The sequence below is a fragment of the Streptomyces sp. NPDC034103 genome, assembly GCF_055575395.1.
Map to the genome: position 1 here is coordinate 510,054 of NZ_JBVISS010000005.1, position 12,783 is coordinate 522,836.

The 12,783-nt window shown below is 69.4% G+C and carries 12 protein-coding genes; 4 read left to right on the top strand and 8 right to left on the bottom strand.

Annotation, left to right across the window (positions count from 1 at the left end; translation table 11 throughout):
• Positions 1 to 92: 92 nt before the first annotated feature.
• The gene (locus ACZ56U_RS14075) at positions 93 to 1,061 is read right to left on the bottom strand and encodes a LysR substrate-binding domain-containing protein (protein WP_469084262.1); all 969 of its coding nucleotides are present in this window, start codon (positions 1,059 to 1,061) and stop codon (positions 93 to 95) included.
• Positions 1,062 to 1,198: 137 nt separating this feature from the next.
• Here ACZ56U_RS14075 and ACZ56U_RS14080 point away from each other — a divergent pair, with 137 nt between their 5' ends.
• Positions 1,199 to 1,753: a peroxiredoxin gene (locus ACZ56U_RS14080; protein WP_469084263.1), complete on the top strand. Its 555-nt coding sequence runs from the start codon at positions 1,199 to 1,201 to the stop codon at positions 1,751 to 1,753.
• Between the two features lie 6 nt (positions 1,754 to 1,759).
• The gene (locus tag ACZ56U_RS14085) at positions 1,760 to 2,293 is read left to right on the top strand and encodes an alkyl hydroperoxide reductase (protein WP_391245199.1); all 534 of its coding nucleotides are present in this window, start codon (positions 1,760 to 1,762) and stop codon (positions 2,291 to 2,293) included.
• 24 nt (positions 2,294 to 2,317) lie between these two features.
• Here the strand turns inward: ACZ56U_RS14085 and ACZ56U_RS14090 are convergent, their stop codons facing one another.
• The 4 genes from ACZ56U_RS14090 to ACZ56U_RS14105 form a co-directional block, all read right to left on the bottom strand.
• A complete protein-coding gene (locus tag ACZ56U_RS14090) occupies positions 2,318 to 3,637 on the bottom strand; it encodes an AI-2E family transporter (RefSeq protein WP_469084264.1) in 1,320 nt (439 codons plus the stop codon).
• Between the two features lie 152 nt (positions 3,638 to 3,789).
• Complete coding sequence (locus ACZ56U_RS14095) at positions 3,790 to 4,494, bottom strand: aggregation-promoting factor C-terminal-like domain-containing protein (protein ID WP_469084265.1); 705 nt, start codon at positions 4,492 to 4,494, stop codon at positions 3,790 to 3,792.
• Positions 4,495 to 4,875: 381 nt separating this feature from the next.
• Positions 4,876 to 6,201, bottom strand: coding sequence for a PhoH family protein (locus ACZ56U_RS14100; RefSeq protein WP_469084266.1), 1,326 nt, complete (start codon positions 6,199 to 6,201; stop codon positions 4,876 to 4,878).
• 378 nt (positions 6,202 to 6,579) lie between these two features.
• Positions 6,580 to 7,353 carry an isoprenyl transferase gene (locus ACZ56U_RS14105; protein WP_469084267.1) on the bottom strand — a complete coding sequence of 258 codons (774 nt, stop codon included), beginning with the start codon at positions 7,351 to 7,353 and terminating at the stop codon, positions 6,580 to 6,582.
• Between the two features lie 842 nt (positions 7,354 to 8,195).
• On the opposite strand from ACZ56U_RS14105, the gene ACZ56U_RS14110 reads away from it, so the two are divergent.
• Complete coding sequence (locus tag ACZ56U_RS14110) at positions 8,196 to 9,344, top strand: winged helix DNA-binding domain-containing protein (protein WP_469084268.1); 1,149 nt, start codon at positions 8,196 to 8,198, stop codon at positions 9,342 to 9,344.
• A gap of 1 nt (position 9,345) precedes the next feature.
• Here ACZ56U_RS14110 and ACZ56U_RS14115 read toward each other — a convergent pair whose 3' ends face one another.
• From ACZ56U_RS14115 to ACZ56U_RS14125, 3 genes are all read right to left on the bottom strand, one after another.
• Positions 9,346 to 10,140 carry a class I SAM-dependent methyltransferase gene (locus ACZ56U_RS14115; RefSeq protein WP_469084269.1) on the bottom strand — a complete coding sequence of 265 codons (795 nt, stop codon included), beginning with the start codon at positions 10,138 to 10,140 and terminating at the stop codon, positions 9,346 to 9,348.
• A gap of 191 nt (positions 10,141 to 10,331) precedes the next feature.
• The gene (locus tag ACZ56U_RS14120) at positions 10,332 to 11,360 is read right to left on the bottom strand and encodes a hypothetical protein (protein WP_469084270.1); all 1,029 of its coding nucleotides are present in this window, start codon (positions 11,358 to 11,360) and stop codon (positions 10,332 to 10,334) included.
• Positions 11,348 to 12,001, bottom strand: coding sequence for a hypothetical protein (locus ACZ56U_RS14125; protein ID WP_469084271.1), 654 nt, complete (start codon positions 11,999 to 12,001; stop codon positions 11,348 to 11,350). The genes ACZ56U_RS14120 and ACZ56U_RS14125 overlap by 13 nt, the downstream gene beginning before the upstream one ends.
• A gap of 215 nt (positions 12,002 to 12,216) precedes the next feature.
• Here ACZ56U_RS14125 and ACZ56U_RS14130 point away from each other — a divergent pair, with 215 nt between their 5' ends.
• Positions 12,217 to 12,606, top strand: coding sequence for a DUF192 domain-containing protein (locus ACZ56U_RS14130; protein ID WP_469084272.1), 390 nt, complete (start codon positions 12,217 to 12,219; stop codon positions 12,604 to 12,606).
• The last annotated feature ends 177 nt before the right edge of the window (positions 12,607 to 12,783 follow it).

The window sequence follows — 12,783 nt, forward strand, 5'->3', positions numbered from 1 at the left end:
GAGGGGCCCTTTCGGTGCGCCTACGAGCTGGGATCCGTGAGAAGCGCTGGGCCCGTTCAACTCGCCTTGCGCGGCGTCCAGGTGAACGATTCTCAGGCGAGCGTCCTGGACGTGGCGAGGACCCGGACGGGCAACGGCCGCAGCGCTTGCCGCAGTGCGTCGGCCAGTTCGCCGTACTCCGCGCCGCGGGCCGCCCCGGTGCGCATGGCGAGGGCGATCCGGCGGGCGGGGGCGGGCTCGGCGAAGTACCCGGTGAGGAGCTGGTTGCTGCGGGAGGTCTCGACCTTCACGGCGGTGCGCGGCAGCAGTGTCACGCCCAGTCCCCCGGCGACGAGTTGGACGAGCGTGGACAGTCCGGCGGCCGTGGTGGTGACCGGGGCGTCGGCCCGTCCGGCCTCCCGGCAGATGTCGAGTGCCTGGTCCCGCAGACAGTGCCCCTCGTCGAGGAGGAGCAGATTGAGCTCCTTGAGCGCCTCGCGGGCGATGCCCTCACGGCCGCCGAGCGGGTGCCCGAGAGGGGTGACGAGCACGAAGTCCTCGTCGAAGAGCGGGAGTTCGACGACCCCGGGCACGCCGAGCGGGACGGCGAGCAGCAGCAGGTCGAGACGGCCGCTGGTGAGGCCGTCGATGAGGTTCGCGGTCTGCTCCTCGTGCACCTGGAGGTCGAGGTCCGGGTAGCGGTCGTGGACCAGCTTCAGGACGGTGGGCAGGAGGTACGGCGCGACGGTCGGGATGACGCCGAGCCGCAGGACGCCGGTGAAGGGCGCCCGTACGGCCTCGGCCTCCTCCATGAGCGCCCCGACCTCGTCGAGCACCGCCCTGGCCCGTACGGCGAGCCGCTCCCCGGCCGGCGAGAGCAGCACCTTGCGCGTGGTGCGCTCCAGCAGCGTCACGCCGAGGGTCTCCTCCAGGGCGGCGACGGCCCCTGACAGCGCGGGCTGGCTCATACCGATCGCGGCCGCCGCGTCCCGGAAGTGCAGGTGCTCCGCGACGGCCGCGAAGGCGCGCAGTTGGGCGAGACTCGGCTGGCGCCTCTTGGCCCCGACACTACTGACGGTCACTGATAGATCCTTTCGATCAACACGACCGAGTATAGCGATTTCCGCAATCAATGCACCATGTGCCACCATCACTGACGTCCAACCCCAGAGGGGGACCCTTCACAAGAGGGTGCTCTCTCGCGCTGCAAGGAGAGTTTGTGCTCACTGTCGGTGACAAGTTCCCCGAGTTCGAACTGACCGCCTGTGTCTCGCTGGAGAAGGGCCGGGAGTTCGAGACGATCAACCACAAGACCTACGAGGGCAAGTGGAAGGTCGTCTTCGCGTGGCCCAAGGACTTCACCTTCGTGTGCCCCACCGAGATCGCGGCCTTCGGCAAGCTGAACGAGGAGTTCGCCGACCGCGACGCCCAGGTGCTCGGCTTCTCCGGTGACTCCGAGTTCGTTCACCACGCCTGGCGCAAGGACCACGACGACCTGCGCGACCTGCCGTTCCCGATGATGGCCGACTCCAAGCACGAGCTGATGCGCGACCTCGGCATCGAGGGCGAGGACGGCTTCGCCAAGCGTGCGGTGTTCATCGTGGACCAGAACAACGAGATCCAGTTCTCCATGGTGACCGCGGGCTCGGTCGGCCGTAACCCCAAGGAGGTCCTGCGGGTCCTCGACGCCCTCCAGACGGACGAGCTGTGCCCGTGCAACTGGAGCAAGGGCGACGAGACCCTGGACCCGGTCAAGCTGCTCTCGGGAGAGTGACCTGAGATGTCACTGGACGCACTGAAGTCCGCCATACCGGACTACGCCAAGGACCTCCGCCTGAACCTCGGTTCGGTGATCGGCAACTCCGACCTGCCGGCGCAGCAGCTGTGGGGCACGGTCCTGGCGACGGCGATCGCCTCCCGCTCCCCGATCGTGCTGCGCGAACTGGCGCCGGAGGCCAAGGCGAACCTCTCGCCGGAGGCGTACACGGCCGCCAAGTCCGCGGCCGCGGTGATGGCGATGAACAACGTCTTCTACCGCACCCGCCACCTGCTTTCGGACCACGAGTACGGCACCCTGCGCGCGGGCCTGCGGATGAACGTCATCGCCAACCCGGGCGTCGACAAGGTCGACTTCGAGCTCTGGTCCTTCGCAGTGTCCGCCATCAACGGCTGCGGCATGTGCCTCGACTCCCACGAGCAGGTGCTCCGCAAGGCGGGCGTGGAGCGCGAGGTCATCCAGGAGGCCTTCAAGATCGCCTCGGTCGTCCAGGCGATCGGGGCGACCCTGGACGCGGAAGCGGTGCTCGCCGACTAGACCGACGTGTGCCGCCGGCCCCGCTCACTCCTGGTGGGCGGGGCCTTCGTCGTCGTCCGCCGGGGGCCGGGCCGCGGACACGTCCACCGCGGTGGCACCTCGCGGCCGCGGCGACTGCTTCAACGCCTGCTCCCGGGAGTACGAACGCAGGTACCCCACCACCGTGTTCGTCACCGCGACGAGGGGCACCGCCACCACCGCGCCGCCGATGCCCGCGACCATGCCGCCCGCGGCGACCGACAGGACCACGGCGAGCGGGTGCACCCGGACCGCGCGGCCCAGGATGAACGGCTGGAGGATGTGGCCCTCGATCTGCTGCACGGCCAGGACCACGGCCAGGGACATCACGGCCGTGAACACGCCCTGGGTCACCAGCGCGACCACCACCGCCAGCGCGCCCGAGACCACCGCGCCCACGAGCGGGACGAAGGCGAACAGGAAGATGAAGACCGCCAGCGGGACGGCCATCGGGACGCCCAGGAAGTAGATGCCCAGGCCGATGAAGATGGCGTCGATCATGGCCACGATCACCGTGCCGCGCACATACGCCGTCAGCGTCCGCCACGCCCGCGGACCGGCCCCGGCGACCCCCGGCCGCGCCGCGGCCGGCACCAGCTTCAGCGACCACTCCCAGATCCGCTTGCCGTCGTAGAGCAGGAACAGCGTCGAGAAGGCGGCGAGCAGGATGCCGGTCAGCGCCTCGACGACGACCGTGACGCCTTCCAGACCCGCGGACGTGATCTGGTCGGTGTTCGCGCCGATCGCCTCCCGCAGGTTCTCGGCGATGTCGTTGATCTGCTTGTCGGTGACGTGGAAGGGGCTGTTGAGGAGCCAGTTCCGCAACTCGTCGATGCCGTCCTGGACCTGGTCGGAGACGTTGTCGATGTTCTCCATGACCTGCCAGGTCACGAACCAGCCGATCAGCCCCATCACCACGAACCCCAGGATCGCGGTGAGCGCGGTCGCCAGGCCCCGCGGAACGCCGTGGCGCCGCAGCCGGGCCACCGTCGGCTGGAGCAGCGCGGTGATCAGCAGGGCGGCCACGAAGGCGAGGACGACGAGCTGGACGGCGCTGATGATCCGCATGAGGACCCAGACCGTGCCCGCCAGCACCAGCAGCCGCCAGCCGGCCTCGGCGGCGACCCGCATGCCCCACGGCACGGCCTGCGCGGGGTCGGGGCGGGGAACCGGGTCGGGGGCCACGCCCTCGGCGATGGGCGGAGGCAGCTCCTCGGGCGGTTCGGTCTCCTCGCGCTCCGCCTGCGCGCGGCGCTCGTCCAGACGCTCTCCCATTTCGGTCAGACCGTGGCCGAGGCGGCCGAGCCAGTCAGGCACTCGCGACATGATCCATATCCGTCCCTTTCCCCCGTCTCTCCCCACCACTCCCCCCTGGAGTCCGTGAGCCGTCCGTCAGACCGTACAACAGGGCGAAAGCCCCCCACCGTAGGACGGTGAAGGGCTGCGCGAGGTTGAGCGGCGGCCGGGGGCCGGGAGCTCTAGTACCAGTGGTTGGCCTGCCAGAAGGACCAGGCCTCGCACGGGCTGCCGTAGCGGCTGTCCATGTAGTTGAGGCCCCACTTGATCTGGGTGGCCGGGTTGGTCTGCCAGTCGGCGCCCACGGAGGACATCTTGGAGCCGGGCAGTGCCTGGAAGAGGCCGTAGGCACCGGAGGAGGCGTTGACCGCCTGGTAGTTCCAGCTGGACTCGTGGTCCACGATGTTGCTGAAGCAGGTCCACTGACCGCTCGGCACCATCTGGCGCGCCATCGCCTGGATCTGGTCGACGGTGTACGAGCTCTGCACGGGGAAGCTGGAGGAGCTGCGGGAGGCGGCGACCGTCTTGACCTCGGCGCGTTCCTTGGCTTCCTTCACCGCCTTCTCGGCGGCCGCCTTCTTGTCGATCGCCGACTTGGCCGCGGCCTTGCGAGCCGATTCCTCGGCGTCCTTCTTGGCGCTCGCGTCAGCGGCGATGGCCTGGACATTGGCCTGCTGCGTCAGGGACGCGGTCTGCACCTGGGCCTGCTGGCCCGCGGGTATGTCCGCGAGGAGCGTCGAATCGGCGACTGCCGCCTCTGCGTCGTTGTTCTGCGCGGTGCTGCCCGAGGCAACGCCGACGACGCTTCCGACAGCGGTGACCGCGGTGGCAGAGGCCACTGCGAATCCCCGGACCGAAATCGGACTCACACGGTTTCCTTCCAGCATCGCCCGCTTCGGTGACCGTGGCGGACGCAATCGTGCCCCTTGGCGCTGGCCTCCCAACTGCGGGTCACGGGAGGCACGGGCCCGGTGGGCAACTCCCATGAGGGAGGCGCCGCGTACAGCTCGGGCGGCATACGACGTCGACTATGGAGTTGGAGCCAGTGCTGCTGTGGTGCCGTACGGCTGGGGGTACAGGTGTGTCGTATGCGGGGCCTGACAGGAGTGAGACTCTGCCGTAACCCGACGCCGGGTGGCAATTCTGAGTTGCGTGTGAAAGCTCACATCTCGTTTGCCCCCAGGGAATTCGAGAAACCACCACACGCGAAGGCGCCGCCCGGCTAGGCTCTTGGCCTTTCCGGACGGCGCCAACCAGCGGCTATGACCTCAGATTTGGACGTCCTCCAGCATTTCGGTCACAAGGGCCGCGATCTGGGACCTCTCGGACCGCGTCAGTGTGACGTGGGCGAAGAGAGGGTGCCCCTTCAGCCTCTCCACGACGGCGACGACACCGTCGTAGCGGCCGACCCGGAGATTGTCCCGCTGGGCCACGTCATGGGTGAGAACCACGCGTGAATTGGCGCCGATTCGGGACAGAACGGTGAGAAGCACATTCCGTTCCAGCGACTGCGCCTCGTCCACGATCACGAACGCGTCGTGCAGCGAGCGTCCGCGGATGTGGGTGAGGGGCAGGACCTCGAGCATCCCGCGCGCGGAGATCTCCTCGATGACCTCGCGGCTGGTGACCGCGGACAGCGTGTCGAAGACCGCCTGCGCCCAGGGGCTCATCTTCTCGGCCTCGGAGCCCGGCAGATAGCCCAGCTCCTGCCCGCCCACCGCGTACAGCGGACGGAAGACCATCACCTTCTGGTGCTGGCGGCGCTCCAGGACCGCCTCCAGGCCCGCGCACAGGGCGAGCGCCGACTTGCCGGTGCCGGCCCGGCCGCCCATGGACACGATCCCGATGTCGGGGTCGAGCAGCAGATCGAGGGCGATGCGCTGCTCGGCGCTGCGGCCCTTGATGCCGAACACCTCCCGGTCGCCGCGCACCAGGCGGATGGTGCCGTCGGGGCTGACCCGGCCCAGCGCCTTGCCGCGCTCGGACTGGATCATCAGCCCCGTGTGCACGGGCAGGTCGGCCGCCTCGGGGACGTGGACATGGCCTTCCTCGAAGAGGATGTCCACCTGTTCGCCCGGCAGGGTCAGTTCGGACATGCCGGTCCAGCCGGAGGAGTCCGTGATGGCGAGTTCGGCGCGGTACTCCTCGGCGAGGAGACCGACCGAGGACGCCTTGATCCTGAGCGGGAGGTCCTTGGACACGACGGTGACGTCGAACCCCTCGGCCTGCAGGTTGCGGGCGACCGCGAGGATGCGGGAGTCGTTGTCCCCCAGGCGGTAGCCGCTGGGCAACACGCTGGGGTCCGAGTGGTTGAGCTCGACACGGACGGTGCCGCCGAGATCCCCCATCGGGATGGGGGCGTCGAGGCGACCGTGCCGCACCCGGAACTCGTCCAGCAGCCGCAGGGCCTGCCGGGCGAAGTAGCCGAGCTCGGGATGGTGCCGCTTGGCCTCCAGCTCCGTGACCACGACGATGGGGAGCACGACCTCGTGCTCGTCGAAGCGGCTCAGGGCGTTCGGGTCGGCCAGCAGAACGCTGGTGTCGAGAACATAAGTGCGCCGGTCTGGCTTGTGGCGCTTTGCGCTGGTCACCACGGAAGGACGTACCCCCTCGGATGAGGTCGGGGAGCGACGGAGTGGAGCTGGACCGGTCGACGGCCACGATGCACGGGCCGGAAACCGGCCCTCCACTGCTTCTCCCGTGCCGAGACCGCACGGTCGAACTGGTGCAAAGGGCCTCCCGGGCGGACGGCTTCCGGCGCCGTCCGCTGAGGATCCGACACCCGTGGTTCGGGTGTCGACCTGCTTGCCTTATGCCCTCGAACACGCGCCGCCATGCCGACGCACAGGGCGGCGCGCTGGTGAACTCCTAGTTACTTGTGCCCCAAACGGGGTACACGGGTGGTTTTCCGGGGGTCGGCACTGGGGTCGACCAGCCGTGTGCCTCCGCGTTCGTCCGCGTTCCTCCGCGCGTCAGCCGCCGAAGCGGCGGTGGCGTGCCGCGTAGTCGCGCAGGGCGCGCAGGAAGTCGACCTTGCGGAAGGCCGGCCAGAACACGTCACAGAAGTAGTACTCGGAGTGGGCCGTCTGCCACAGCATGAACCCGGACAGCCGCTGCTCGCCGCTGGTGCGGATCACGAGGTCCGGGTGGGGCTGGTCGCCGGTGTAGAGGTGCCGGCCGATCGCGTCGATGGTGACGGACTCGGCGAGTTCCTCCAGCGAGGTGCCCTTGTCGGCGGCGTCGAGCATCATCGACCGCATCGCGTCGACGATCTCCTGGCGACCGCCGTAGCCGATGGCGAGGTTGACGAGTATTCCGTCGATGTGCGCGGTGGCCTCGGCGGCCTCCTTGAGTGCCAGCTGCATCTGGGAGGGCAGCAGGTCGGGCGTGCCGACGTGGTGCACCCGCCAGCGGCCGTCCGCGGCGAGGGTGCGGACGACGTCCTCGATGATGCCGAGCAGCGGGCCGAGTTCTTCCTGGGGCCGGTCGAAGTTGTCCGTCGACAGCAGCCAGAGGGTGACGACCTCGACATCGGTCTCGGTGCACCAGCCGAGGAATTCCTCGATCTTCTCGGCACCCGCGCGGTGACCGTGCACGGTGGTGGCCTTCGCGGCCTTCGCCCAGCGGCGGTTGCCGTCCATGATGACGCCGATGTGCTTGGGCACCTGAGCGTGGTCCAGGTGGCCTTCCACCCGGCGTGCGTACAACCTGACCAGCAGGCCGCGCAGCTTGTCGCGCAGGTTCACGTTCTTGTCAGCCCCTCCGTACGGTGCGGTCCCCGCGGGCCGAAGCCTACCGGGCTGGTGGAGGGGGACTTGAGCGCGGGTCGAGGGGGTTGTGTTGTGGCTGGTGGAGGGATTGCGGGGCTGGGGACGCCCGCCAGGGGCGCGGATTCCAGGGGGTACGCCTTCGCGGGGTACCGGGGAGGCGGATCGGGTGTACGCCCCCTCCCGAGCCCGCCGTGGGCACAAAAAACGGGCCGGTCCGTGGGGGGGAGACGGACCGGCCCGAGGGGGGGTTTCCACCATAACCCTTCGTAAGTGGTGCTGCGTGCATCGGCGTGCCACAACTACTCTCCGGAGTCGAGCGACAACGGGCCGATGGAGCGGAGCCACGGCTTCCAGGAGGGCCGGCGCGGCCCGAACACGGCGTATTTCCAGGGCAGTCGGGCGAAATCCGCGAGCACCCGGAGGGTTCGCGACGACTTGCGGGCCGCTCGGCGACTTTTTCTCGGGTGTCCCCCGCGCGGGTGACGCGGGCCGCGAAACCCTCCTTGACGCCGAAGCGCGGCGGTCCGCGGTGAGGCGGGAAGGCGGGGCACCGCGCAGCCCCCTCCACTGCGCGGTGCCGCCCGCGCAGCTTTGCTCACGCGAATTACCTTGGTTCGAAGTTACGTGAGACGAAGGTAAGAAGCGAGCTGGCGCCGGTAACGATGCGGAAAACTCGTGAAGCCCGTGGATGTGAAGGGGGAATGCGGGCTTGATACGTAGATTGCCCGATTTGCTTGATTTCGAAGGGTGACCGAGAACTCCGCCAGCGTGACCCACAGAGGACAGCATCTGACCTATATGACCCCTAGCGTCGAGCCATGACGGTGAGAGTCACATGGACCGAGGCGAGCGCACGCAGGCTCGACCGGCAGTTCCTTGCCACATCCGCGAAGCCGGGCACACCGGTCGCCGAGGTGGTCTCCGCGATGCTCGGAGCGCACGCGCAGGTGCTCTCCGCGGCCGAGGTGTCGGTGGGGGTGCGGACCACGGGGACGACACGGGCGGACGTACGCGAGGCGCTGTGGGAGGACCGGACGCTGGTGAAGACCCACGGCCCGCGGGGGACCGTGCATCTGCTCCCGGCGGACGAACTTCCCCTGTGGTGCGCCGCGTTGCCGGCCGTGCCCCACGGGTTGGTGTCGGCGCCGGACGTGCGGGTGACCGAGGAGCAGGCCGGACAGATCGTGGCCGCGATCGGGGAGGCCCTGGACGGGGTGTGCCTGACCGTGGACGAGCTGGGCGAGGAGGTCGTGGCACGCACCGGGCCATGGGCGGGGGACCTGGTGATGCCCGCGTTCCAGACCCTGTGGCCGCGCTGGCGGCAGGTCCTGCACCGGGCGGGCTGGTCCGGGGCGCTGTGCTTCGGCCCGAACCGGGGCCGCAAGGTGACGTACACCCGCCCGCCCCACTTCGACCCCCTGCCCGCGGAGGAGGCCGTACGGGCGCTCGTACGCCGCTATCTGCGCGCCTACGGTCCGGCGACCCCGGCGTGGTTCGCCAAGTGGCTCGCGGCGCCCGGTGGTTGGTCATCGGCACTGTTCGCCCGGATGGCGGAGGCCGGGGACATCGAGGAGGTCGACTTCGAGGGCACGGCCGCCTGGGTGGCCGGGGGCGACACGGAGTTCCCTCGCGACCGGGTGCGGGGCGTCCGCTTGCTCCCGTACTTCGACGCGTACGGCATCGCCACCCAGCCGCGTGAGGTGCTGTTCCCCGGCGCCGCCTACCAACGGGCCCTGGCGGGCGGCCAGGCCGGCAACTTCCCGCTGCTCCTCGTCGACGGCGTGGTGGCCGGGGTCTGGCACCAGCGACGCCGGGGACGCCGTACGACGGTCACGGTGGAGCCGCTCGGAGGGCTGACGACCCGGCAGGAAAGGGAGTTGGGCGAGCGGGTGGCGCGGGTGGGTGAAGTGCTGGAGGCGGAGGCCGAGTTGATGGTCGGGAAGGTGACCGTCGGCCCGCACGCCTGAGTCACCGTCCGGGCTTGCGGGCGTCGAAGAGGTGGCGGGCGCTGTGGGCGACGAACGGCCCCTCGGACTCGATCCGCTCGTGCAGGGAACGGAGTTGGGCGTCGTACGCCTCGACGGTGAAGTCCGGGACCATCCAGACCACCTTGCGCAGGAAGTGGACGACGGCCGCGATGTCGTGGAACTCGATCCGCAGCCGCTCCGAGCGCAGGTCGACGACCTCCAGCCCGGCGGCCTCGGCTGCGGCCCGCTCGCGTTCGGGGTGCCGGGTGGAGCCCTGCTCTTCCGGCAGCGGGCCGAGGAAGTGCTCGACGAGTTCGAAGACACTGCGCGGCCCGACGTGCTGCGCGAAGTACGTACCGCCCGGCTGGAGCACACGGGCGATCTCCGCCCAGTTCGGGGCGACCGGGTGGCGGCTGGTGACGAGGTCGAAGGCCGCGTCGGCGAAGGGCAGCGGCGCGTCCTCGGGCGCGGCGACGACGGCGACACCGCGGGGGCGGAGCAGCGCGCTCGCCTTGGCCACGTTGGGCGGCCACCCCTCGGTCGCCACCACGAGACGGGGCGCCCGTGCCTCCGCCTGCCCGAGCGCGAAGTCCAGCACCTCCCCTCCCCCGGTCTGGACATCGAGAGCCGCGGTGGCTCGCGCGAGACGCTCCGCCTTGGAGACGGCGTACCCCCAGGAGGGCCGCGCCTCCGTGGCCCGCCCCTCGAACCAGGAGAAGTCCCAGCCTTCGGTGGGCACGGAGAGGCCTTCGGCGACGAGGGTGTCGTAGGTGGGGGTGGGGTGGTGGGGGGCCATGGGGTGATCGTGCCAGGGGGCGTCGGCGGGCGCCGCTGATTTACGGGCCGGCGGGGCCGGAAGCCCTACGGCAGCCCCCTGCTGACGCGGCGGGTCGACGAACGGCGGGACTCCCGCGTCGTCGGCCCGCCGCGCGCATCCGCACGACGGGCCGCGCTCCGCGCGGCGAGCCGGTTCGCTGCCGCCCCCGCTCAGCGGTTGATGGCCTGGATCTCCTGTACGACGACGTCCTGCGTCGCGCCGAAGCTGCCGTCGGGCAGGTCGCCGCCGCCGTCGGGGCTGGTCCAGTGGACATTCCAGGTGACTGTGGCCCGGAGCGGGTACGAACCGTCTCCCGACGAGCGCAGGTACTTCACTCCACAGGGAGGTGTCTCGTCGGCCTTGCCCTTGGCGTACGGCTCTCCGATACGGCCATCGTTGATCTCGCAGACACCGGAGGCCGGATAGGTCACAGCGTCCGAGGTGCCAGGTTCGATCTTGAGGGAGACCGGCTCCGCGGTCGCCGTCGCCTCCATTCCCAGGATCGGGACGGAGGCGGTGACGGAGACCGGTTTGAATGCGGCGCCGTCCAGCCAGGACCAGGTCGGGAGGTTGACCTTGGTGGCGTTCGCGGGGGCCAGGGTCACCTCGGTGCCGGGGACGCGGATCTCGTTGTAGGCGAGTTCCGCGAGCATCTCGGGAGTGATGGCGTTCTCGTACTGGGGCGGCGGGGCGTCGCCCGTGTCCACCCAGAACGGGCCGTCGTCACAGGCGTCCCAGCCCGGGGGGTAGCTGTCGTTGACGTACGAGTCCCACCAGTAGCCCTTGCCGGTCTTGTCCTTGTTGAACCCCTTCTTCTCGTCGTCGGCGTTGTACTTCTTCCGTTGCTCGGCGTCCCACTCATAGCCCGTCGAGCCGGCCTCCCAGATCGGCTCCAGGTACTTCTGCAGCTGCTCCGGGGTGTACTTCGGGGCGTACCAGCACGCGGGCGGCGTCCAGGACGTGGTCGAGGTCAGGGCACCCGTGGACTTGCCGCTGCCGTTCTTGGAACGGTCGTAGACGACGCCTCCGGCGGTCACGGACAGGGTGTCGCCGTTGAGGTTCGCGCCGGAGGGCTTGTCCGCCTCATTCGCGTTGCCGTTGCCACCACGCTCGGCGAAGGCTGCGGGGGAAGTGGAGAGCGTTGCACACGCGAGGGCGAGGACGGTGAAAATCCGCAGCGAGTACCTTACGGCTGGCACGCCTTGTTCCCCCTGTTCGACACAATGTCGGTGGTCTGCCAGACACCATCGGCGTTCTTGGTGAGGCTGGTGTTGTACAGGACATACGCGTTTGCCGTTGCCGGCGACTTGTCGACCTTCCCGGTTTTCCGGTCCTTGATGTACGACTTGCTCTCGTCCGAGCAATAGGTGACGTAGGCCTTGCTCTTTCCGGAGAGTGTCACCTTGTAGTTGAAGTACCGGGTCTCGCCGATCCACGTCTCGTCGTCACCGATGTACTTCTGCACGTACGTGATGTACGCGCTCAAAGCCTTGTCCGAGTTGTAGAACCCGAGCGCCTTCGTGTCCGTGCTCTTCTCGAAGATCGCCTCGTCCACGGAGTTGGTGCTCAGTGTGCTGTCGGCGAGGGCCGCGTCCTTCGCGGCGTTGCCGGTCTTCTCGTACTCGAAGACGTTCTTGGCGTCAGACGGGAAAGTGATCTCCGGACGGCCGGCTTCCGACGCGCTCGGGCTCGGAGACGAAGATGTTTTGCCGGTGTCGGCTCCCGCGATCTTGTCCTTGTCCTTGCCCTTGGTGCTGTCGTCGCCTCCGCACGCGGACAGCGTCAGGGCCGCGGTGGCGGTCAGGGCGAGCGCTGCGAGCAGCGTGGGGCGGCGGTTCACGGTCGGCTCCTGGTGAGGCGAGGCTTCTCTTGAGCGAACCAACGCTATCCAGGGGGCAGCGGGGACACCAGGGCGAAGGTTGTCGGTCGGTGGGGTGTATGGGCCCAAATCGACCGTGTGGGGGCAGGGTTGGGCCGTAACGGTTGGGTAACGCGGGCGTCCGGGCGGGTGAGCCCGTGGTTCCAGTTATGAACAAGCAAAGGAGGGGTGCCGTGATGGGGCGGTTCCGGGACGGGCGTGGGACGTTGGTCGTGCGGGGGGAACGGGGTGAGGTCCGCGTTCCGCTGGAGATCGCCGCCTCCTACCGGGCCCGTACGCGTGGGCTGTTGGGACGGGACTCCGTCGACGGGGCGCTCCTGCTGTCCCCCGCCGGCGGTGTGCACACCTTCCGGATGCGGATGCCCATCGATGTCGCCTATCTCGACGCGCATCTCGTCGTCATCGCCGTACGGACCATGCGGCCGGGACGGCTCGGGTTGCCCCGGATCCGGTCCAGGCACGTCCTGGAAGCCGAGGCCGGGGCGATGGCGGGGTGGGGGGTCGAGGCGGGGGTGCGGGTGGAGGTCGTCGGGGACGTGGAGGCGGCGGCGAGCGAGGGGGCGTGAGTCGAGCGACCGCCGGTCGGTCGGCCGTGACCCTGCTCGTGCGGGCTGCCGCGCTCGGTCGGGAGACGCACGTCACATTCGAGGCTGTCACATCTGGGGGTGGCCGTTCCGTCAAAGAGGCGTAGGCACGACACCAACGCCACAGGAGCACACCATGGAAGCCCGCCTCAACCTCTT

Excerpts from the sequence above, each read along its gene's own strand:
- ACZ56U_RS14085 (WP_391245199.1), top strand. The coding sequence starts at position 1,760 with ATGTCACTGGACGCACTGAAGTCCGCCATACCGGACTACGCCAAGGAC.
- ACZ56U_RS14090 (WP_469084264.1), bottom strand. The coding sequence starts at position 3,637 with ATGTCGCGAGTGCCTGACTGGCTCGGCCGCCTCGGCCACGGTCTGACC.
- ACZ56U_RS14095 (WP_469084265.1), bottom strand. The coding sequence starts at position 4,494 with ATGCTGGAAGGAAACCGTGTGAGTCCGATTTCGGTCCGGGGATTCGCA.
- ACZ56U_RS14110 (WP_469084268.1), top strand. The coding sequence starts at position 8,196 with ATGACGGTGAGAGTCACATGGACCGAGGCGAGCGCACGCAGGCTCGAC.
- ACZ56U_RS14115 (WP_469084269.1), bottom strand. The coding sequence starts at position 10,140 with ATGGCCCCCCACCACCCCACCCCCACCTACGACACCCTCGTCGCCGAA.
- ACZ56U_RS14130 (WP_469084272.1), top strand. The coding sequence starts at position 12,217 with ATGGGGCGGTTCCGGGACGGGCGTGGGACGTTGGTCGTGCGGGGGGAA.